This window comes from Rhizobium sp. WYCCWR 11146 (genome assembly GCF_013591995.1).
GTDB classification, from domain to species: domain Bacteria; phylum Pseudomonadota; class Alphaproteobacteria; order Rhizobiales; family Rhizobiaceae; genus Rhizobium; species Rhizobium indicum.
Genome location: NZ_JACCEY010000002.1, coordinates 13,665 through 35,581, shown reverse-complemented (window position 1 = coordinate 35,581; position 21,917 = coordinate 13,665). Strand labels below are relative to the sequence as shown.

The following is a 21,917-nucleotide window of genomic DNA, read 5'->3' as shown; positions in this document are numbered from 1 at the left end:
TTGGACTCGACGGGATAACCAAACCTAGCGAAGTTGTTCGTCACCGTCGCCATCAGGTCATCATCATAGAGATAGTATTGCTGGCCTCCAAGGCCGACGGCTTCGCCGGCAGTGATTTCAGCGTACCGAGCTTTCATGTCGTCGCCATCGTGCTCCGAAGGCGGAGGGAGCATCTCGAACAGGTCGTACACGCGTATAGCGCGCTGAGGCGACTTGGCGGAACACATGAGAATTGCTGAACCGCCGCGCGCGCAACCTGCCTCAATGATCAGCGCTCCGCTCGGGGCGGTACGACGCACTACCTCAAGCAATTGATTAAGTTGACGATCAGTCGTGTAAGAAAGGTGTTCGGCGCGCACCCTTGACCAAGCCTGCCGAACGGTCCCTGGGTAGGCGGTCCGACGGGCGCGTTCCAAAAGCGCGTTGAGGCGCCAACGCGCCCCACGCGCAACTCTATCTACTGCTTTCATAACGCCTCCATCTCCCCGCAACAGCGTCCGCCTCGGCGAAGCCTTACTGAACTCCCTACGACTCCCTTGGCGGGGGAAACCCGCTAGCGTCGTGTCTTGCCCTTCTCATCGACGTACTCGTCGTTGGCAAAGCTGATCTGTTTTCATGATACGATCATCTCTGGTCCTCACTCGCATACCTTCAAAGCGTTGGCAGATAACTCGGCGGTTCATCACGACAAAGTAAGCCAAGAGGAGGGGGTCTGCGGTCTTACATCCATTTCGGAAAAAAGATTGACCGTCATCTGCTGCGCGCGGCTATCTACGCATGGCATATTCCTTATCGGAACAGTAACGACTAGAGACACCAAACCCTTTATCCAGTTCTTTATTCTTCTCCGCCAACTTCTCGTGAACTGAGGCGGTTGGAAAGCCCAGCTGTTGTCTAAGCCCCATACCCATTGAATTGATCCAGTCGAAAACACTCGCGCTCCACTCACTGCTCTGTAACAGATAGCATGAGAGATATTTGGACGTGTGCCACCCGGCAGTGGTGGGAGAATTTCGTTGGCACGTGTAGAGGATTTCGAAATAATGACGAGCCCGTCGGGAGATTCTTCGTTGTCTAGAACCGCATCCCATTCGTACCCGACCAGTCCCTTCAGCCTATCGCCGTTTCTTAAACCTGTGTGCGCGTAGATAGGGTTAGCAGCATTAGAAACGATGAAATCAAACCCCTCATAGATGTTACCTTGATCGGATACATAGCCCACCCCCATCAGTGCATTCTCCGGTCTATTGACCTCCTTAGAGCGAAACACTGAAGTTGACGCAGGAGGATCTAGCTGAGCCACCGGATCGAGAGATAGGCCGGCGCCAATACCCGATGAATCCTTGTATATGGTAACAACGCGGTTCGACTGCCCCCGGCTTGAGCAGTCGAACCGAACCTGCCAATAAGCAGTATTAGCAGAGTAAAAGGCGAGATGAATACCATTATCGCGTGCCGACTCAACTCTATTACGCTGTTCCATCGACCAATACTCATCATGACCTACCGAAAGAAATATTCTGTGCGAAAGAATTTGTAAAGGGTTGCTGTGAACATCCACATTGGTGTAATAGGATATGTCGTAACCCTGCGACTCCAACCAGCGGACCATGTTGTACTCCCAAGTGAGCATATTATTACAATTGAAACCATCAGTATTGCTGAATCCGAGATGTGTGGCATCATAGGGGCGATCAAAGCTTACCTGATATGCTCTTGTGTTACTGGTGCTATTAGCATCATATACACTGAAGCCTCCGAATATATTATACGCTTGAGCAGTCGTTACTGCATCCTGAAAGCCTATGTCGCTGGGGTGATTGTCTTTGCGCAGAACAAACGGGACAAGCGACTGCTTGCCGCTTCTGCAATCAGTTAACTTGATAACATAAAGCCCGCTTGTCCAAGCTGCAGATGTTTTCAGTTCATACGATACGTCCCATACACATTCGATCAAACGCGTGCCAGGATTGGTCATGGTGGGGCTTGATTGAGTTAACCCGTCTAGACCGAGCGCGCTGGCTATAAGTCGACCGCCTGCACCGCCGTAGTAGCCAAGGCGATAGACCTCAAGATTATATTGTCCAGCGGAAGACAAAGAAACCTTTAGGTTCAAGGGGTCTCCTGCATTTATACTTGTTGCATCCGCATAAGCCTCGATCTCGTGGTTCGTCGCCAAATTTGTAATCTTCCAATCAGTTGTTCCGGCATTTAGATTTTCGATTACAATTGAGTTTTGAGCGTCCACTCTGATGCCCTGACTGGTGAAGTTGTTAAGGCCCTCGGTCGTGGATACGACTGCTAGAGCTCGGATTTGTCTGCCAAGAAGACCCGACGGTATTCTGATGCGAGCACTCGTCTCTCCGGCAATATTCGTCCATGCCCCGTCAACTTCTTGCTGCCAACCGTAAGCCGCCTCCTTCTCAGGACTTTGGCCGCATTCATTGAAAACATTTGCGGTCAGCGTATTTCCAACAGTGGCGCTCCCTCTAAGGAGAACATAATAGGTGTGTTCCTCGTTCGACGAAGTGGGTATCTTTTGCGCGCCACTCTTGACACTGCCTTGCATGGGTCCCCCTGACCGTTATCCCACATTGGTACGTAGTGATTATTTATTCGCTGGGCGTGGCCGCGTTTCGGGAGCCTATAATTTCAGAGCCTTCCGATGACAGTACGAAACCAGCGTTCTGCAACGACCTATCGCGAAGCTTTATAGACCCTTAGTAGGTTTCCCTCAACGGCCCATTGGCCCGACTTAGACCGCTTTTCGGCTACGTAGCGGGGGCTATCACTGCCCGTTTGATTGCATCGGCGCGGCCATTCATCCTCCAATTGGGGGTCTGCTAATTCGCTCTTCCTGTGAACTGCCCCCATTTCGACCAGACAGTCGGCATAAGCAGAAAGGCTCAAGCACAGGCTTGAGGACAGGCTTATGTCCAACGAACCTGTCGTCGGCAATTCCGAGGTCAAGACGCTCGAAGAGCGGGTGCGTGAGCTGGAACGCATGCTCGGCCGCAAGACGCTGGAGGCCGAGATCTTCCGCGAGGATTTCCAAAGCCCAGACGACAAAACAGATATCGCGGCCACTCCTGTTGCCCAAGGAGGTTCCCGATGAAGACACTTCACGCGACGAGCTGCGGCCGGAAGACCACATCGGCATAGCAGTTCGCTGGATCATAGGTGCTGGTCGGGAAGAGACCTGTGGTGGCGGACCCGCCATACGCATAGACACCATTGCCGCCAGCCGCCGCACTCGATTGCCTTCCCTTTCCGCCGACGGTCAACCATCGGGGAACCAAGGAATCCACCAGGAGTGAGCGCGAAGTCCACTGACGAGCGTTGCGATACATGGCAGGCACCTCTCTCGCGAGATTGTCAGGGTCGAATGTATGAGGATCATGCGATACGCAACTGTGAAGTATAGTCGAAAATGGGAGAGTATATCCTACGAATTTCGCTCTGCAGGGCGGCATCCTTTGGGCAAACGGGCGTGTTGCATGGCCCAGGTGATGGCGAGATGCGCGAGGTCGGCAAGATGCGCCGCATCCTGTACAAGGCCTGAAGCCGCAAGCGGTGTCTTTTTTCGACATCGCCGCATGGCTGGCCCCCCAAGCAGGAAGCCACGCACTGGACCGTTCGTGCAATGGCATAAGCCGCTGGGATCTCATGACCTGTTGATTTTCCCGGGCGATGCCTCGGTGTCGCGCCGAAGATATGTGTTTCTGTTGGATTTAGGCTGAAGTACCCGCCCCACCTCATCAATAGTGATGAGGCAAAATAAACGATCTCCACCTTCCTCAAGGCGTCGCCAGACTGCACACTAGGGACGCGGCTTCGGACTTGTCGTCCGGCGTGCGAACAGAATCAAGGCAGTTGGACCAGCATCCCTTTAAGGATGTTTTGCAGGCGAGATATATGTATATGAATTCATCGCACCGCGCCCCACACGTGTTCTTTCGCGCGACGTTTGTCATCGGTGCACTCGCCTTTCTTGCCGGAGCTGTGTCGCCAGCTCTCGCCGATAGCGCCCCCTTGACTCCGCAAACGAAAATCCGCCTGACGATTGTCCAATGGATGCAGTCCAAAGGCCAATATGAACGCTGGGATGCGCTTGGCGGCGAATACACCGTCTCGGATGAAGGCGCTGTCTTTTTGCCCTTTCTTGGATCCCTTTCCGTCGGCAATCGCGATAACACCAGCCTCACCAACGAGATTGCCAAGCGTCTGCAAGAAAAAATCGGATTGGTTCAGGCACCTGCGGTCACCATCGAAATTCTCGAATACCCACCAATCTACGTCGTCGGAGACGTAACCAAGCCCGGGGAATACAAATTCCGCCCTGGACTGACCGTCCTGCAGTCACTGGCACTGAGCGGCGGCCCGTTGCGCGCCCCAAGTCTGCAGCAATCGCAGACGATCAAACTCGCAGGCGAATTGCGAGACGTCGACCACTCGCTGCTGCGCAGCACTGCCAAATTAGCACGGCTCCAAGCAGAGATGACCGGGGCGAAGGAGATAACGTTCGATCAGACGCTCGGCGTCGATCAGCAATACGCTGCGGGAATATACAACGAGGAACGGGTCATTTTTCAGGCTCGTGCAAATGCGCTGGACAGGCAGTCGAAGGCGCTCACGGAATTGCGTGATCTTTTGAACAGTGAAGTCGGCATGCTAGGCGAGAAGGTGCAAGGCTCGGAAGACAATATCAAATCGATCGAGGACCAGCTGACCAGCGTCAAAACGCTGGTCACGAAAGGCCTCACCGTTTCGTCGCGTCAATTGGATCTGGAACGGTTGCTCACCACCTACCGCTCCAATCGGCTCGACCTTGTCACCGCCATCATGCGGGGCCGTCAGGCGATCAGTGAGACAACGCGAAATCTCGAGGGGCTTTATGACACGCGGCGAAGCGAAGTCGCTTCCGAATTGCAGTCGGAACAGGCAAGTCTCGATCAGTTCAAATTGAAGCGCGAGATAACGCAAAAACTGCTTCTCGATGAGCTCGCGGCAGGGGGAAGCTCGAATACCAGCGGCGAGGAGCTCCCGCTGACCTTTACGGTGAGCCGGCGAAACGAAGGGCAAATCAAGCAGTTCCAGGCCTCCGAAACAACGGCGCTGATACCGGGTGATGTGGTGAGGATCGTCCGAACCCGCATTGCGGATGGCGTGTCTCGGGCCGCCCCTGCCGACCTGCCGCGTGAAACTGAGACACACGCCAGTCAGGCAAGCCAGTGACCCGCGAAAAGCACGTATTGCAAACGAACCCCCAGTGGGCGATCGAGCAGCGCCGAGGCGCTCAGACCACCAGCGCGAGAGAAATCGCTCTTGATACAAGCTGGCATAGACCCGACCAGGTCTTGAATTCGCTTCCTGCCCCAACAGCAATGCCTGTGCCGCGTATCTTCGAAGTGGCGTTGGGCAACATGTCGGCGACAGCGCGCCGGAGATCCCGTCCCACAGCATAGCGGCTAAGGATAATTGATGACTTTGCGCATGATCCCAGCCAGTGGGCAGACTTATACCCAGAACCTCAAGTCGACGATGCTGATGGGCGGTTTCTCGCTCGTGAACGTCGCTTTGAGCATCATTCGCAACAAGGCCCTGGCCGTTCTGCTTGGGCCAGAAGGCGTGGGGCTCTTTGATCCTGGCGGAAAGATGCCCGGCCCTTCGGGTTGGCTGAAACGGGCCGCCTGATCGACCGGCCGGCTTGGCCGTAGAGCTGGGCTACGACGCGCGCCGGCCGGTCGATCATCCGACTCCGTTTGAGCCAACAGAATGCTGCAATCTGACCAGGAAAGGCTCTAACAAAAAATGGCCCTGCGGCACAACGAAGATTGCATCACGCAATCAGGAAATCACACAAGCGCGATGTCCCGATCGTGCTGTGCGGCGGCGGGTATGACGGCAGCCTCAGCCAATGAGCTTCGAAGTGCTTCGACAACCCTGACGATGTCGAGATCCGTCATCTGAGCATAAAGTGGCAGAACTATCGTTTGCCGTTGCGCTGCCACGCCTCGCTTCAGACTTGTGGCGGCGCGATGAGAACTCTGGTCGGAATAGGCACCTTCCAGATGAATATTCATCACACCGCGCCGGGTCGAGATCCCTTGATCGAGCAATGCCTGCATGACCGTCCGCTGGTCGACGGCATCAGGCAGTCTCACGCAAAAGCTCTGCCAGTTGCTGCGAGCCCAATGCGGCTCGACCGGTGAGATCCCAGGGATCGTAGACAGGCGCTCACAATATTGCTCAGCAAGCCGCCTCCGCTGTGCAATCAGGCCCGGCAACCGCCGCAACTGTTCCCTTCCGACGGCAGCCTGAAGGTCCGTCATACGGTAGTTGTAGCCCAGTTCGTCATAGTCTTCGAAAATCACCTGTTTCGAGCCATGGCGAACAGCATCGGTAACGCTCATGCCATGCTGACGCCACAGCCGGAATTTCCGGTCATATTCGGGATTGGCGGTGGTCAGCATGCCACCATCACCTGTCGTGACGACCTTCCGGGGATGAAAGGAGAAACAGGCAATGTCGCCATGCGACTTGCCGATCTTTTCCCAACGCCCGTCCCACAGGATTTCGCTTCCCGTCGCGCATGCCGCATCTTCGATGACCGGGAGCTGATGGCGCTTGCCGATCTCCACGATGGAGCGGAGATCGCAAGGCATGCCAAGCTGATGCACACATAGGATTGCCTTGGTGCGGGGCGTGATGGCTGCTTCGATCAGGCTGGGGTCGATATTGTAACCATCTGCTTCGATGTCGACGAAGACAGGCACCGCATTGCAGTATCGAACAGCATTCGCGGTGGCGATGAACGAATGGCTGACCGTGATGACTTCATCGCCGGCGCCGACATCGACCGCCATCAAGGCGAGATGCAGTGCGGTCGTGCAGTTTGAAACGGCGCAGGCATGTGCAGCGCCGACAAAGGCTGCGAATTCGCCCTCGAAGGCTGCGACTTCCGGTCCCTGCGTCACCCATCCTGACAGGATAACGCGGCGCGCGGCCTCGGCCTCCTCTTCTCCGAGGACGGGTTTGGCGACCGGAATTATTGATAGAGACGGGCTCATGCAGCTTGCCCTCCTGCCGCATCGGTCTTCGACTGCCACCAGGCGACAAGGTCGCGAAGCCCTTGTTCCATCGATATTTCCGCCTTGAAGCCCAGAAGCTTCTCGGCCTTGCTGATATCAGCAAGACGACGGGTCACGCCGTTGACCGTGCGGGCTTCCTTATGCTGCGGTTCGAGTGAGACACCCATGATGCTGCTCAACATCTGCGCAAGTTGCAGGAGGCTTATTTCCTCGCCGCTCGCGACATTGAATACTTCATCCGTGACATCGCTCTTCGCAGCCAGCAGGTTTGCCCGGGCGATGTCACGTGCATCGACGAAGTCCATCGTCTGGCTGCCATCTCCATAGACAAGGGGTGGCATTCCGGTCGCCAGGCGCTCCATCCAGCGGATCAACACTTCGGTATAGGCGCCGTAAACGTCCATTCGCGGCCCGTATACGTTGAAATAGCGCAGCGCCACATAGCGCAGGCCGTACATCTCCGCAAAGCTGCGAAGCAGCCCCTCGTTAAACGTCTTGGCCGCCCCGTAGATCGTCCTGTTATTATAGGGATGATGCGCTTCGGTGGTCGGAAAGCTCTCGGCCAAACCCAGCACAGAGGCAGAAGAGGCAGCGACGACCTTCGACACACCTGCCTTTACGGCAGCTTCGAGAACATTGAACGTGCCTTCGGCCAGTACATCGAAGGCAAGCCGTGGGTCTTCGGCGCATTGCGTGATGCGGATGGCCGCCTGGTGAAAGACGATATCCACGCCCTCGAAGGTTTTCGCCAACAACGCTCTGTCACGAATATCTCCCTCGATGATGTTGACGGACCCGCCAGCTATTGCCGTACTGAGATTGTCCCGGCGTCCACGCACGAAGTTGTCGAGGATGATAATCTCGCGCGGCTTCTCCAATGCGACGAGATCGGCGATATGCGACCCGATCAGGCCGGCCCCGCCGGTAATGAGTACCCGTTGATCTCTCACGATCTTCCTCCATGCGATATATCCAGCACAGGATCGGCTTCCGTGCGCCAGCGTATGAACTTCGCCGGCACACCCGCCACGACTGAAAACGGTTCGACATCGGAAACAACGACTGCGCCTGCTCCGACGATCGCCCCTTTTCCGATGCTCACGCCGGGAAGAATAGTTGCATTCGTTCCAATATCGGCCCATGCGCCGATGCGAACCGGCTTGATTTCGAGATCCGTGCGAATGATCGGCACATCCACCGGCAGTGCGGTGTGGGTCGACCCAAGCACTTTGGCGCCAGGGCCCCAGCCGACACAATCCTCGATAACCAGGTCGCGTGCGTCGAAATAGGCCATCGGGCCGATCCAGACATTGTCGCCGATTACGCAAGTGCCGTCGAAGCGTCCCTGGATATAGGCCTGAGCGCCGATGAACACGCCATTGCCGATTTCAAACGTTTCAGGATGTTTGAAACCGGCGCCGCCCGCAACCTGCAGTCCCGCGCCGCAGCTCCGCGCGATCGCTTGCCAGATGGCTTTCCGCATCAGTGTGTCGACGACACCGTCGCCCGTGGCGAAACGACCGTAAAGGTCTATCAGACCAGCGCGCCCGTATGATTGCCTGAGCTCTTCGACCAACCCAGTTTGGTAGCCAGGATCTGCCGGCCTTTCATGGCGACCATGGACCGCCTGCACCAGTCGAGCCTCGCCGGCGCGGTTAACTGACATAAGCATACTCCAGTGCGGCGGCCACCTGGTCGACGTGTCGTAAAGGCATCTCTGGATAGATCGGCAGCGAGAGGACCTCCCGTGCCGCGGCTTCCGAGACCGGGAAATCCCCGGCCTGGTAACCAAGGTCGGCATGGGCTTTCTGCAGATGAACAGGGATGGGATAATGGAGCCCGGACGGAATGCCTTCCGCGCTGAGCAGGCGTTGAAGCCCATCGCGATCACGGCTTCTTATGGCATAGACATGATAGACGTGACGCCGGTCGGCTGCTTCGACAGGGATTGTCAAATCCGTCGATCCGGCAAGCAGCGAAGAATAGCGGCGCGCATGACTGCGACGCGCCTCGGTCCAGGCTTCAAGGTGCCGGAGCTTGACACGTAGGATCGCGCCTTGAATGGCGTCCATGCGATAGTTAAAGCCCTTCAGCAGATGGTGATAGCGCTGCTCCTGGCCCCAGTCTCGCAGCATGCGCATCGTCTTGGCCTGATCATCGTCATTGGTAACGACCATACCCCCCTCGCCGCAGGCGCCGAGGTTTTTGCCCGGATAGAAGCTGAAACAGCCGGATAGGCCGATACTGCCGGCGCGGTGGTCTTTGTATTGCGCGCCATGGGCCTGGCAGGCGTCTTCGATGACGGGTATCCCGTGGCGGTCGGCAATTGCCTTGATCGCGTCCATATCGGCCATTTGACCGTAGAGATGGACGGGAACAATGGCCTTGGTGCGGGGAGTAATCTTTGCCTCGACCTCCGCCGGATCCATCGTGAGTGTCACGGGCTCAACATCGACGAACACGGGTCGTGCGCCCGTGTAGCAGATCGCCGACACGGTTGCGACGAACGTGAATGGCACCGTAATGACCTCATCGCCGGGACCAACGCCCGTCGCAAGCAGGGCAAGATGCAGGGCACTCGTTCCGGTGTTGACGGCTATCGCATGCTTGACGTTGCAATAGTCGGCGAATTCCTGCTCGAAATGCGCGACCTCGTCGCCCAATACGTACTGCCCCGAGGCGAGGACGCCGAGCACGGCGGCGTCAATCTCACCCTTGATTGATTGATATTGTGCCTTAATGTCCAGGAACGGGATCATGCGATGCGCCTTGCCTCTTCGAGCTCGATGATGCGGCCGCGCTGGGCTAACGACCGGCTTGCTGCTTCCAGAATGCGAACGACGCGCAGGCCGGCATGGCCGTCCGTAATGGGCCGCGAATTCTGCTCGATGCACTCGACGAACTGATCCAGTTCGCGTTTCAGTGCTTCGGTCATATCGAGCTTGGGCGCCCACATGTCGCCGCTGCGGTAGCCGACCATCATCTGATGCACTTTCTCGCCATAAGCCTGAGAATTGGGGTTCAGCGTGATGCCCTTGTCGTAGACCTTGATTTTTTCGCTGGGCTCCAGATCGTCGTAGACGACCATCTTGTTGCTGCCACCGATCAGCGTGCGGCGCACCTTGACCGGCGCCAGCCAATTGACGTGGATGTGTGCGATGAGCTTGCTTTCGAAGAAGAGCGTCAGATAGGCGATGTTTTCCGGCTCGCCGAGTACATGGCTCATGCCTGTCGCTGAAACAGCCACCGGCCTTTCCTGCACAACATGGTCCAGGATGGAGAGATCATGCACCGCGAGGTCCCAGATGACGCTGACATCATGCTGAAAGAGCCCCAAATTGACCCGAACCGAGTCATAATAATACATGTCGCCTAAGCCGTTCTCGACCAGTTCGCGCATCTTGCGGACGGCGCCGGTGTGGACGAAGGTATGATCCACCGCCAGCACGAGGCGTCGGCGTGTGGCCTCTTCGACCATCCGCGAAGCTTCCTCCGTCGTCGATGCCATCGGCTTTTCGACGAAGACATGCTTTCCGGCCATCATAGCCTGCATTGCGAGCTTGAAATGGGTGAAGACTGGCGTCGCGATAGCGATGGCATCCACTCTTGGATCGCGCAGCACTTCCTCGAAATCATCGGTGATCGTCACCGCGGGATACCGGCTTTTGACAGCCGCCAACCGTTCGACATTGAGATCACAGACAGAAATGAGCTGCGCTCCGGCCGCCTCCGAGATGTTGCGAACCAGATTCGGGCCCCAATACCCATACCCAACAACAGCGATGCCGATCATTTCATTCCTCCCAACGCGTGCATGTCGACTGGCCCGTCATTAACGCGACCGATCATCCTGGCCGGAACGCCAGCGACAATGGCGCCATCGGGCACATCCTTTGTTACAACCGCTCCAGCGCCGACCTGCGCAGCCTCTCCGATCGTGACGCCAGGCAAAATGGTGGCGTTACTGCCGATCGACGCATGGCGCTTGACCAGGGTCGGGACGACAATCCAGTCGGCCTCCGTCTGAAGGCTGCTATCCGGATTGACGGCGCGCGGGTATATGTCATTCGTAAACATGACCCCGTGGCCTATGAAAACGCCGTCTTCCAGCGTCACGCCCTCACAGAGGAAGGAATGGCTGGAGATCTTGCAGCTTTTTCCGACTAGGACGTTTTTCTGAATCTCAACGAAGGTGCCGATGCGCGTTCCGGCACCGATCGTACAACCGTAAAGATTCACGAGGTCCGGATGGTGGATAATGGTGCCGTCATCCAGCTTGACGTTTGATGCAATCATCCCTGCAAAACCCCTAACTCTTGAACAGGTCCAGACTTTCAGTTGAAACCAACAATCGCCTAATTGCACCCAAGGTTTCACACCGACAGGACTAATATTTTTCTACATCCCAAAGAGAATTGTTTTCTGCATCTGAGTAAAGAAACAAAACGTTTAAGGTTATTCACCTAAAGGCGTATCTACTTATGATGACTTACGCCCATGTTCATACATAGACCAACGTTGGTGGCGGGCTCACCTACCGCATCCGTTGCCGGTCCTACGCCGGAGACTGCGATTGTTTCCATGCATTTAGTGGCCCGTCGCAAAGCACGGTGTAACGATGAAGTTTATTCTGCAATCTATCTAGTAACACTCAAGACTACTTCAGATTTATCTTTCTATTTCCGGCTTACAATGGAAGTTGCGCGCTACTTAGCCTATATTAGCTACTGTAACGCTCCGCGAATTGTGGTATTCGATTCCTACTTTAGAGTTTCCTAAACCCCCGTATTGAGAGGGGTCGGTACTCGGGTCGTAGTTGAGCGTAACGTGTTAGGGGAGGGTGAAGCTGTGAATTCAGCACTTATATCGAATTTGGACCTCAGGCAGGAGAACGTAGCTCTTCCCCTCAGGATAGATAATCCGAACACATCTGCCGTGCCGGGAAGACACACGCATTCTCTTGTCATTCTCGATAATCGTGAGCTCGATCGTCAATGCCTGGCGCAATGCATGGCTGCCCAAAAAGCGGATTTGCAGATTCTGGCTTTTGGATCAATTGAGGAGTGGAAGCAGAAGCGCGACGAATATCCTCCGCTTTCGGCAATCCTCTTGAACGTCGGCGGCAAAAAGATCGATGAACCGACCGTTTCGGAGCAAATCCGGAAGCTTTCGTCGGAATTCGCATCGACGCCACTCATCGTATTGGCCGATAGCGACGATTTCGGTCAAATCGTTAGGGCACTTGAGTACGGAGCCAAAGGGTTCATACCCGCCTCAGTCAGCGTCAGCGTCTGTATGGAGCTGATCGCGCTGTCGGTGGCAGGAGGAATTTTTGTGCCTGCAAGCGCCCTGTTTGCCATGCGTCACTTGCTGGACTCGAGCAATTCGACCGCACGCCCGCTATCCGGCATATTCACGGATCGTCAGGTCGAAGTCGTGGAGGCGCTCCGACGCGGAAAGGCAAACAAAATTATCGCTTATGAGCTCAACCTGCGAGAAAGCACTGTAAAGGTGCATGTTCGCAATATTATGAAAAAGGTCAAAGCGACGAACAGAACGGAAGTCGTGTTCAAGCTCAACGATCTTTTTCTTTCGGGCGGCTCTGCGACAAACAGCCTGTGCTGATGCGGTCGGCCGATCAGATCTTGGATCGCATCAGGAGCGCATTCTCGCTCTAAACATCCTCGGTGGCTGCACGGCAAATACGCCACCGAGTCCGCGATTGCATCTTCAGCCTCACCTGGAAAGTTTGTCATGCACGCCTCTCCAGGTGAGACTGTCTGCATGTGCAATTTTCCCACAGCTAATTGCCGGTGCCCATAGGAAGCCTGGAAAGCGCTGTTCGGATCCTGCGCAACGGGCCTCTCTGCGAATGGGGGACCAGACCCCGCGCAAGATGCCAGAAATATCGGAACTCAGGCAGCGGCGGTACATTCGGCCGCAGGCCATTCAGGCGCAGTCTGACCATCAGGCCATCGACGCCTGAATATAGTCGCAGACGCCAACCAGCGTCACGTTTGAAGTGTAGAAATGTTACTTTCTCGCCAGCGTTGCTTCCGCCGACGGGAGCGCGACGAAGAACATTTGCAAGATCTGGCTGCTGACAGCGCTCAAGAATATCGGAGAACCATGCAAGCCAATCGGAATCGCTCCGATCGGGAATCTGATGAATGCTTTTTCGATCCCTGCCATACCGTCCCGACACGACCCCATCGCCTGAGCCACCGAGTTGCGCGATGACGAGGCGCGCGCGCCTGAATTCGTCGTGGGATAGAGATGGATAGAAATCTTGCAGCCTCCGCGCCCGCTCAAACTGGCCTCTGCAGATCAAAGCGAGAAGGAAGTACGCCCACTCGGCCGGATCCGGGGTGAGTGCCCCATATTCGGTCATGGTCACCTTGACCAGATCCACCAGAAGGTCATAGGCGCGATCGGCGTCGCCCTCCTGCAATGCACAGATGGCAAGGCGGAATTTGGCTTCGGGCAGGTAGGATACATAGTCCAGGCAGCGCGCGTAGCACTGCTTGGCTTCCTCCACCCTGCCCTGCTCGAGAAGCAGGTCGCCCTGCTTCAGCAAAGCGCGATCGCTCGCTTCCCCCACGACATGGACGCTCTCTTGCTTGGAGATCCGCTGGACCTTTGTAAGATCGCCGAAGGGGCCGGACTGGATGATCTTTTCGCCGAACTGCAGGCCTTTGTTCAGCATGAACCACTGATATATTTGCGGCCTGTGGCTCAGTGTATGACACGCATGGATCAAACTGTAACCGGCTGTCGTGATACGCCGTATTTCGTCGGGATGGGCAAAAAGGTAATCTAGTCGCTCGACGACGTTGTGGCCGTCAACAAAGACACAGTTTTCCATGTCGACAAAGCCGGCTGCCTCCACTGCTGCCGTGCGTTCGGTCACGAGACAGGCATTTGCCCCGGGAATCTCGAAGTGCTTGCGTACGACCTCGCCGCCCATAGTGCCGCATGTGGGGACGATGAGGCTCGCGTTGAGCGCGCGCGCATAAGCCTCTCCAGACAGGAGCTGGGAAGCTAGCTTGCTCTCATAGGCGTGTTGCGGCGAGACCAGGCAGGGGTAACGGTCGCGGATCATCGGAAAGACCGTCTGTCGCCAGGGATAAAGGCCGTAGGCCTGACCTGTGAGCATGGCCGGGATGACCTTTTGCTGGCCATAGTCGTGGTAGACTTCGGGATCGATGAAATTTGGCCAGACGAACAGATTCTCCTTCACCGCCGGCATATATTCCGGAGTCATCGTTGCGATCGCGAAATACGTCTCGATGCCCCACTGCTCCATATCGGAAAGGAAGCCCGCGCGTCGATCGCACCATGCGTCGGCGTTATGAAGGCCAAGCTTCGGAACGGCGATATGGGTATTGGTGTTGGTGATTTTTATCCGACGCGACCCATGCGACCGATAACCGCTTTCAAACAGCGTCAGATCCGGCTCGTACCTGTCGCATATCTCTGCATAGTCGCAGTCGCGGTTAATGACGACGACATCGAAATGTGTTGCGAGGCATTTGACCTGCTGCTGCATGTGCAGCAGCAGGTAACCGGCCGCGGTCGCATTGGGCTGATGGTCCCATTGAAAAAAAACGAGCCGCGGTTTTCGATTATTAACGTTGCTATTCATGTCCCTATCGAATGGCTTCAGGAGCAGTGAGTTCGACGTTCGCGGACGCCAGATGCGGATAAGCCTCTTGCGAGGACTTGGCGCTGGGCCAGTTCCTTGCGCCGCCGGAAAGCTTCCACTCGAAATAAGCGATCGTTCTCTCAAGCCCCTCACGAAGGTTCACCTTCGGCTGCCAGCCCAGTTGTTGCGTTGCGCGGCTGATATCGGGCTTGCGCTGTGTCGGATCGTCAACTGGCAGATCCTTGAAGACGATGCCGGACTTCGATCCGGTCATTTCGACCACCATTTCCGCCAATTCACGGACCTGGAATTCTCCGGGGTTGCCGAGATTGATGGGCCCCGTGACCCCAGCGGGCGCGCCCATCAGACGGATAAAGCCGTCGATCAGGTCGTCCACATAGCAGAACGATCGTGTTTGCCTGCCGTTGCCAAAGATGGTGATCGGCTCGTTTCGAAGCGCCTGAACGATGAAATTGGAGACGACACGGCCGTCATTGGTCTGCATGCGCGGACCGTAGGTATTGAAGATCCGCGCCACCCGGATTTCCACGCCATATTGACGATGATAGTCGAAGAACAGCGTCTCGGCGCACCGCTTGCCTTCGTCATAGCATGCCCGCGGTCCTATGGGATTGACGCTGCCTCGATACTCCTCGGGTTGAGGGTGGACTGCCGGATCGCCATAAACTTCGCTTGTGGATGCCTGGAAGATCTTCGCCTTGGTGCGTTTTGCCAAGCCGAGCATATTGATGGCCCCGTGTACATTGGTCTTCACGGTCTGCACGGGGTCGTGCTGATAGTGGACCGGAGATGCCGGACAGGCGAGGTTGTAAATCTCGTCGACCTCCACATAGAGCGGGAAGGTAATGTCATGGCGGAGCACCTCGAAGCGAGGATCGTCAAGAAGATGCAGCACATTGTCGCGCGAACCGGTGTAGTAATTGTCCACGCAGAGGACGTCATTGCCCTCTCGCAAAAGCCTTTCGCACAGGAATGATCCCAAAAACCCGGTGCCGCCGGTTACCATAATTCGCTTTTGTCCGTGCATTGGTATGCTCCGTTGTTGATGGTTGCCTCGCGGAAGCGAGGATGGTCAGTAGGCTCCCCTGCGTTTGAAGACCGCAGGGATTGTGCTGAGAATAATTTGGCAGTCGAACCACAGAGACCGGTTGTCGATGTAGAACTCGTCGAGTTGCTGCTGCAGTTCGATATCCGCATTGCTTCGTTCGGATATCTGCCAGAGGCCCGTCAGCCCCGGTGTTACCGAACGCCGCTTGTCACGAAATTCGCTATCCATCGCTGAGAGGTGATATTCTGGAAACGGACGCGGTCCGACGAAGGCCATATCCCCTGCAATGATGTTCACCAGTTGCGGGAGCTCGTCGATGCTCGAAGCGCGCAGCATATGTCCTATAACCGGAAGGATGCGCGGATCGTCCTTGAGCTTGAAGTGACTCAACCACTCGGCGCGCATGTTAGGGTCGTCTCGGAATAGTGCTTCAAGGCGCTGTTCTGCATCTTGGTACATCGTCCTCAATTTCAGGACGTGCACCGGCTTACCGGACAGCCCTTCCCTGGTATGCCGGAAGAAGACGGGGCCTGGATCGATGGCATAGATTGCGGCCGCTGCAATCGCGATGAATGGCGCGACCACGATTGTTGCAGGGATGGCGATTGCGAGATCGAGGATCCGGCGAACCAGGTCCGAGTTCACTGAACTCCTACTGTTGGTGAGGCGAATACCGATTTCTCCGCCGACATCCGCAGGTCGCAATCCGCTTACCTTGAGGCTCGGCGTATCGGACAGCAAAATGACTTCGGCGAACTTCCGACGCATAGCCGCCAAATCGGGTGCAAGCGCGCCTCTGTCGCCCGCAATCACGGCAATGGATGGCCCGCCGTCGGGCAATGCCTCCAAACTATCGGGGGAAATGGCCTCCGGCCTGATGCCATACTGCCAGTGGTTCTTGAAATGGGCCACGAGAGCGGGAGTAAGGTTGCCTCCCCCTATGACAACCGCGCGCTCCCCCCAGACTCCAAGTTTCCAGCACAGGCCCTGTGCAAGCCAATGCACAAATGGCTGAACAATCAGCCCGAGAGCGAGGAACCCAATGACGGCAAGCAGCAGTCGTTCCCCCTCCGGCAGGATAATTGCTCCAAACGCCGCCAGGACAGCCACCTTGACGGCAGCTACAGTGCGCCGCCGCAGATGTTCGTGATCATGCAACCGATATCCAGGATAGAGGCCGGCCGATGCGTAAAGAATAATCGCGGCGAGTGCTGCGATCGTGAACGTACGCGCCGCCAGCGTGCCCTCCAAACCACTGGGGAAAAAGGACAGGACAACAAAATAAGCAACCAAATAGCTTGCAATGTCGCCGGCGACCAGCAAGGACGAAGTTGCAAGCCGAGGAAGCCGGCGCTGTAGTGCGGCGGGCATATTCAGCCCTGCCCGGTCAAAGGGATCGGCGGTCTTAGCTGCTATGGGCGGCACGGAACCTGCCGCATTCGCCCGCGAGGTCATGTCATTTGATGTGGCTGCCTTCGACGGACCCGGTGTCATTGCTGGCGACGCAAATAAGGACATGATGGCTTTACACCTTTACAGCTGCTGCTTTTGGCGCGCTTGATCCAAAAACCGCGTCTTCGATCGGAAACTTCCGAAGCCCCAGTCTCTGGAATGCCGTCAGTGAGATGAAGGTCGGCACGACGACCGCATAGCGCCGCCACAGCCGTCGCGGCTCGCATAAAAGACGAAACGCCCATTCGAAGCCGCTTCTTTGAATGAACCTTGGAGCCTGCCGCTTGAGGCCGGCGTGGAAATCGAATGCGGCTCCGACACCGATGAGCATCGATGCTTCCAGACGATCGCGCATGTGCGCCATCCAGAGTTCCTGCTTGGGACTGCTCAGCCCGACCCAGATGATATCGGCGCCCGATCGATTGAGCTGGTCAGCAATCTCCGTTTCCTCCCGCGTCGACAGTTTGCGAAAAGGTGGCGCATAGGAGCCGACGATCCGTGCTTGCGGAAATTTTGCGAGAAGGCGCGCCTGCAGCTGTTCGAGCGTTTCGGCCGTTGCGCCATAAAGGAAGTGGCGCAAGCCCTTGGAGCTGCCGGCATCGAAAACGGATAACATCAGGTCAGGTCCATAGACCCTATCGCTTTCAGCATGACCGGCACGCTTCAATGCCCATACCAACGGCATGCCATCGGGTGTTACGAGGAAAGCCCGGTTATGTATCGACCGGAGCTCGGGATCATCTTGACACCGGACCACACCGTGCGCGTCGCGAACGCACACATATTCCTTCCTGCCGTCTTCGATCGCTTTTTGAATAAATCCAGTCGCGCTTTTGAGATTAACTGCCGAAATGCGAACACCAAGGACATTAATACATTCCAAAGAACTCGTTTGATTGAGAACTGAATCTTGGCTTCCGTCTGCTGATTGCTTTCTCATGACCTACGCTTTCGCGATCTAAACTGTCATCAGAATATGCTGCCAAGACGATTGCCTCCATACTTGCGGCTCTAACTATTGGACGTAGAAGAGACTTCATGTTTCTACGTCTTACGCCGAGATCGGTTACATATTCGAAGTAAGGCAACGTACCCCCACTGCTTGCCAGGCTGCTCTTTTTGATGAGCGCTGTCCCGAAAGAGCGGTTTGATCTCGGCAAAGCCGAACGCAGCACGTCATCGCGCCAAAGCGCAACCGAAATGTGCAGCGCGCCCACGACGCAGACCTCTACAAGGAGCGCAATCGCATCGAGCGCTTCTTCAGCAAGCTCAAACAGTTTCGACGCGCCGCAACCCCATACGACAAACTGCTCGTGAACGTCATGGGATTGGCCAAGCTCGCCGCAATCGCAATGTGGCTCAAATAGTTAAATCGTCGCCACGCTCTAGGGAGGCAAAGCGTCCGCTACCATTGATCTTCTACCGGGACTGCCGGATGCAGAGCAAGATCGAAGCGGCGGCCATCACCGTTGCCATCCGAGTTAAACAGTTGTCCCCATCCGTTTACTGCGACCGGGGCAACTCATAGGTCTGCGGCAACCGTCGATATGCTTCTTTACAACGCGGCGAGAAAAACCAGGGACCCTGCGGGGCGGCCCGCTTATTAGATGAATATGGTGCATGCATCTTGCACACCGGATCGATCCAAGCCGGGTCAGCCGACGGAGCAAGCCGGATTCCATAGAGAGGGACTTCCCAGGCCACCGATCTAAGCGCCACCGTTCCGAGGTCTCGCACCAGCGGCCGAACTTGATCGCCCACTCAGACACGGTCTGGAACGAGACATCGATTCCACGCTCGGCAAGCAGATTGTCGACATAAGGCAGGCCCAGCGGAAACGGAAAGTGTAGTCACACCGCATGCCCGATGATCTCGGCGGGAAAGCGGTGGCGCTTGAAATGCTGGGCAATGGGTTGGTCGAATCGCTACGGTCGACCTCACATTGCCATCTCGATCAGCACCAATCGTAAGGCGATACTGCCCAAAATTGCCGAATTCTGAAAAAAATGTCGATTCCGCATTTGGCGGGGACAATCCAGCCACGCCCATCAGGATTTTCTAAAGTTTTCAATGGATGCATGTCGCCATGGTTGTAGAAAGAATAACTCGCGGCAAGCGAGATATTAAAGCTGCCACATTTTGGGCGACTCGAAATTCACCAAATATTTCAAAACGTAACTTTGGATCGATTAAGATATTGTGGCAGCAATAAGGCTATGCTTCTCAAGCACTTACTGTTGCGTTGCTGTTGCGCCCTCCAGAATGTCGCCCTATAACCTGCCGCCGTAACGCAGGATTAACCGCAAATATTAACGGGCGGGGGTTGAGGAACAAGACCATGACAACATACTACGTAGCAACGACTGGCAGCAACGGTGGTAACGGCAGTACCTCCTCTCCTTTCCGCACGATCGGCGACGCGATGGCGTCGAACCTTAAGCCCGGCGACGAGGTCGTGGTGAAGGCGGGGACCTACAACGAGGCTATTAACATCGACAAAGACGGCTCGGCGGCAGCCGACATCACACTGCGCTCGGAAGTGCCTGGCGGGGCGCTGATCCGGCCGCCCGCGGGCTCGTGGAACGCGATCAGTGTCAACGCCAACTACGTGACAATCGACGGCTTTGACATCGGCGGCGCCAAAGGCGACGGCATCGAAGCGAACAATGTCCACCACATCTCAGTTCTCAACAACAAGGTCCACGGCAGCGGGGAGTCGGGCATTCAGTTCAACTGGTCGGACTTCATTCGCATCGAAGGGAACGAGACCTACAATAACGCGTCGACGGGCTGGTTCTCGGGCATCTCGATCTACCAGAACCGGAACATCACCGGCGATACCTCGACCGACGGCTACCGGACGATCGTTCGGGACAACATCTCGCACGACAACGTCACGAAGTCGGGTGCGCACACCGACGGCAACGGCATCATCATCGACGATTTCCAGAGCACGCAGACGAGCGGTCATCCGAACTACACGTTCAAGACCCTGGTCGACAATAACCTCGTCTACGAGAACGGCGGCAAAGGCATCCAGGTTACCTGGAGCGACTCCGTCACGGTGAAAAACAACACCGCATACCACAACAATCAGGACCCGGCGAACAGCGGCACCTGGCGCGGCGAGCTCAGCAATTCGGCGTCGAGCAACAACACCTGGGTCAACAACATCGCCGTGGCGGACCCATCGCTGAACAAGAACAACACCGCGATCGATAACACGTCGACCGACAGCTACAAGAACACTAACGTCGTCTGGGCCAACAACATCACCTACAACGGCACGGCCGGTCAGGCATCGGTCAAGACCGACGGCGGCAACGCGATGCCAAGCGCGGCGAACGGCAACAAGCTCGGCATCGACCCGAAGTTCGCGGGGGCAGCGAGCGACAACTTCCACCTCGGCTCCGGCTCGTCGGCGATCGACAGCGGAACCAGCAAGTACGGCGTCGGCTCGGTCGATCTGGACGGCCACGCTCGCGTCGTTGGAACTGTCGACATGGGTGCCTACGAATCTGGCTCCAGCTCGACACCGGGAACGCCAACTACGCCGACGAACCCAGGAACGCCAACCACGCCGACGCAACCGGGAACGCCAACCACACCGACGAAGGTATTCACCGGCACCAACGGCAACGACATCCTGCCACACACCGGTCAGTCCAACGGCGGCAACGAAACCTTCAAGGGTCTCGGCGGCAGTGACGTGTTGAAGGGCGGCGCCGGCGCGGACGTGCTCGACGGCGGCAGCGGCAACGACACGGCCAGCTATGCGGGCTCCGGCGCGGTCAGCGTCAATTTGGCGACCAAGGCCGCATCGGGCGGGCAGGCCGCCGGTGACAAGATCGCCAGCGTCGAAAACTTGACTGGCTCCAGCTACAACGACGTGCTGACCGGCGGCAATGGCGGCAGCAACGTTCTCAATGGCGGGGCTGGCGCGGACAAGCTCAGCGGCGGCGCCGGCGGGGACGTCCTCAATGGTGGTGCCGACAACGACACGGCCGGCTATGCGGGCTCCGGCGGGGTCAACGTCAACTTGGCGACTGGGGCGGCAACGGGCGGCCATGCCGCCGGTGACAAGTTCGTCAGCATCGAAAACTTGACTGGCTCCAGCTACAACGACGTGCTGACCGGAAATAGCGGCAGCAACATTCTCGATGGCGGGGCCGGCGCGGACAAGCTGAACGGCGGACTCGGCAACGACAAGCTGTTCGGAAAAGCCGGCGCAGACATTCTGACCGGCGGCGGCGGCGGCGATACCTTCGTCTTCAATGTGAAGCCCGACAATATCAGCGTCGACCACATCCGGGATTTTTCCTCCGCGGCGGGCGACAAGCTGATGCTCGATCATTCGATTTTCGCCGCGCTCAGCCTATCCCAATTTTCGGACGAGAATTTCGTTCTGGGAACAAAAGCGCTGGAGGCTGATGACAAGCTGATCTACGATCAGAAGAGCGGCATTCTATCCTATGACGCGGATGGAAGCGCAGCGGGCGCGGCCGTCCATGTCGCGGATCTCGATAATTCCGCAGCACTTCACTTCAAAGATTTCCTGCTTGTCTAACCAGGTCGGCCCGTCGCCTTTCAGGCGGCGGGCCTACAGCGTCACGGGTAGTCGTGTCTCTCCGCTTGCCGGCACGAAAAAAACCCGGCCACA

The 21,917-nt window shown here is 56.7% G+C and carries 16 protein-coding genes and 4 pseudogenes; 6 read left to right on the top strand and 14 right to left on the bottom strand.

Translation table 11 applies throughout. The features are described 5' to 3' along the window. Positions 1–470, bottom strand: a 470-nt coding sequence (locus HX899_RS35635) for a TylF/MycF/NovP-related O-methyltransferase (protein ID WP_210273681.1), incomplete at its 3' end; no start/stop codon positions are given. A 212-nt stretch (positions 471–682) separates the two neighbouring features. Continuing rightward, complete coding sequence (locus HX899_RS00970; RefSeq protein ID WP_181291452.1) at positions 683–2,569, bottom strand: N,N-dimethylformamidase beta subunit family domain-containing protein; 1,887 nt, start codon at positions 2,567–2,569, stop codon at positions 683–685. 366 nt (positions 2,570–2,935) lie between these two features. Between HX899_RS00970 and HX899_RS00965 the strand changes: the two are divergent. After that, positions 2,936–3,103: pseudogene (locus HX899_RS00965) on the top strand (IS3 family transposase); the annotation flags it as partial. A gap of 19 nt (positions 3,104–3,122) precedes the next feature. Here the strand turns inward: HX899_RS00965 and HX899_RS34835 are convergent. After that, complete coding sequence (locus tag HX899_RS34835) at positions 3,123–3,350, bottom strand: hypothetical protein (protein ID WP_210273680.1); 228 nt, start codon at positions 3,348–3,350, stop codon at positions 3,123–3,125. A gap of 565 nt (positions 3,351–3,915) precedes the next feature. Here HX899_RS34835 and HX899_RS00960 point away from each other — a divergent pair. Next, positions 3,916–5,235, top strand: a complete 1,320-nt coding sequence (locus tag HX899_RS00960; RefSeq protein WP_407073867.1) for a polysaccharide biosynthesis/export family protein — start codon at positions 3,916–3,918, stop codon at positions 5,233–5,235. A gap of 246 nt (positions 5,236–5,481) precedes the next feature. Continuing rightward, positions 5,482–5,637, top strand: a pseudogene (locus HX899_RS00955) (O-antigen translocase); the annotation flags it as partial. Positions 5,638–5,855: 218 nt separating this feature from the next. Here the strand turns inward: HX899_RS00955 and HX899_RS00950 are convergent. From HX899_RS00950 to HX899_RS00925, 6 genes are read right to left on the bottom strand one after another with little or no spacing between them, the layout of a single operon-like run. Beyond that, positions 5,856–7,070: a DegT/DnrJ/EryC1/StrS aminotransferase family protein gene (locus tag HX899_RS00950; protein ID WP_181291451.1), complete on the bottom strand. Its 1,215-nt coding sequence runs from the start codon at positions 7,068–7,070 to the stop codon at positions 5,856–5,858. Further along, a complete protein-coding gene (locus HX899_RS00945; RefSeq protein ID WP_181291450.1) occupies positions 7,067–8,041 on the bottom strand; it encodes an NAD-dependent epimerase/dehydratase family protein in 975 nt (324 codons plus the stop codon). Before HX899_RS00945 ends, HX899_RS00950 begins: the two co-directional genes overlap by 4 nt. Beyond that, positions 8,038–8,757, bottom strand: a complete 720-nt coding sequence (locus HX899_RS00940) for a DapH/DapD/GlmU-related protein (protein ID WP_138334181.1) — start codon at positions 8,755–8,757, stop codon at positions 8,038–8,040. The genes HX899_RS00945 and HX899_RS00940 overlap by 4 nt, the downstream gene beginning before the upstream one ends. Beyond that, on the bottom strand, positions 8,747–9,850 hold the full coding sequence (locus HX899_RS00935) for a DegT/DnrJ/EryC1/StrS aminotransferase family protein (protein ID WP_181291449.1): 1,104 nt from the start codon (positions 9,848–9,850) through the stop codon (positions 8,747–8,749). Before HX899_RS00935 ends, HX899_RS00940 begins: the two co-directional genes overlap by 11 nt. Next, the gene (locus HX899_RS00930) at positions 9,847–10,884 is read right to left on the bottom strand and encodes a Gfo/Idh/MocA family protein (RefSeq protein ID WP_138334185.1); all 1,038 of its coding nucleotides are present in this window, start codon (positions 10,882–10,884) and stop codon (positions 9,847–9,849) included. The genes HX899_RS00935 and HX899_RS00930 overlap by 4 nt, the downstream gene beginning before the upstream one ends. Continuing rightward, positions 10,881–11,387 (bottom strand): acyltransferase, encoded by a 507-nt coding sequence (locus HX899_RS00925; RefSeq protein ID WP_138334187.1) that lies wholly within the window; start codon positions 11,385–11,387, stop codon positions 10,881–10,883. The genes HX899_RS00930 and HX899_RS00925 overlap by 4 nt, the downstream gene beginning before the upstream one ends. A 552-nt stretch (positions 11,388–11,939) precedes the next feature. On the opposite strand from HX899_RS00925, the gene HX899_RS00920 reads away from it, so the two are divergent. Beyond that, on the top strand, positions 11,940–12,716 hold the full coding sequence (locus HX899_RS00920) for a response regulator transcription factor (protein WP_138334189.1): 777 nt from the start codon (positions 11,940–11,942) through the stop codon (positions 12,714–12,716). Positions 12,717–12,894: 178 nt separating this feature from the next. Here HX899_RS00920 and HX899_RS00915 read toward each other — a convergent pair whose 3' ends face one another. The 4 genes from HX899_RS00915 to HX899_RS00900 are packed head-to-tail and all read right to left on the bottom strand — an operon-like array spanning position 12,895 to position 18,197. Continuing rightward, entirely contained in the window at positions 12,895–14,736 is a 1,842-nt protein-coding gene (locus HX899_RS00915; RefSeq protein WP_181291448.1) for a glycosyltransferase, read from the bottom strand. Between the two features lie 4 nt (positions 14,737–14,740). Beyond that, positions 14,741–15,784, bottom strand: a complete 1,044-nt coding sequence (locus HX899_RS00910; protein WP_138390057.1) for a UDP-glucuronic acid decarboxylase family protein — start codon at positions 15,782–15,784, stop codon at positions 14,741–14,743. A 45-nt stretch (positions 15,785–15,829) separates the two neighbouring features. After that, complete coding sequence (locus tag HX899_RS00905) at positions 15,830–17,323, bottom strand: sugar transferase (protein WP_181291447.1); 1,494 nt, start codon at positions 17,321–17,323, stop codon at positions 15,830–15,832. A gap of 7 nt (positions 17,324–17,330) precedes the next feature. Further along, the gene (locus tag HX899_RS00900) at positions 17,331–18,197 is read right to left on the bottom strand and encodes a WecB/TagA/CpsF family glycosyltransferase (RefSeq protein ID WP_138334195.1); all 867 of its coding nucleotides are present in this window, start codon (positions 18,195–18,197) and stop codon (positions 17,331–17,333) included. 235 nt (positions 18,198–18,432) lie between these two features. On the opposite strand from HX899_RS00900, the pseudogene HX899_RS00895 reads away from it, so the two are divergent. Then, a pseudogene (locus HX899_RS00895) lies at positions 18,433–18,624 on the top strand (transposase); the annotation flags it as partial. Between the two features lie 375 nt (positions 18,625–18,999). On the opposite strand, the pseudogene HX899_RS00890 reads toward HX899_RS00895, so the two are convergent. Further along, a pseudogene (locus HX899_RS00890) lies at positions 19,000–19,167 on the bottom strand (IS6 family transposase); the annotation flags it as partial. A gap of 428 nt (positions 19,168–19,595) precedes the next feature. Here HX899_RS00890 and HX899_RS00885 point away from each other — a divergent pair. Next, positions 19,596–21,824, top strand: a complete 2,229-nt coding sequence (locus tag HX899_RS00885; RefSeq protein WP_180196327.1) for a choice-of-anchor Q domain-containing protein — start codon at positions 19,596–19,598, stop codon at positions 21,822–21,824. Positions 21,825–21,917 lie beyond the last annotated feature (93 nt).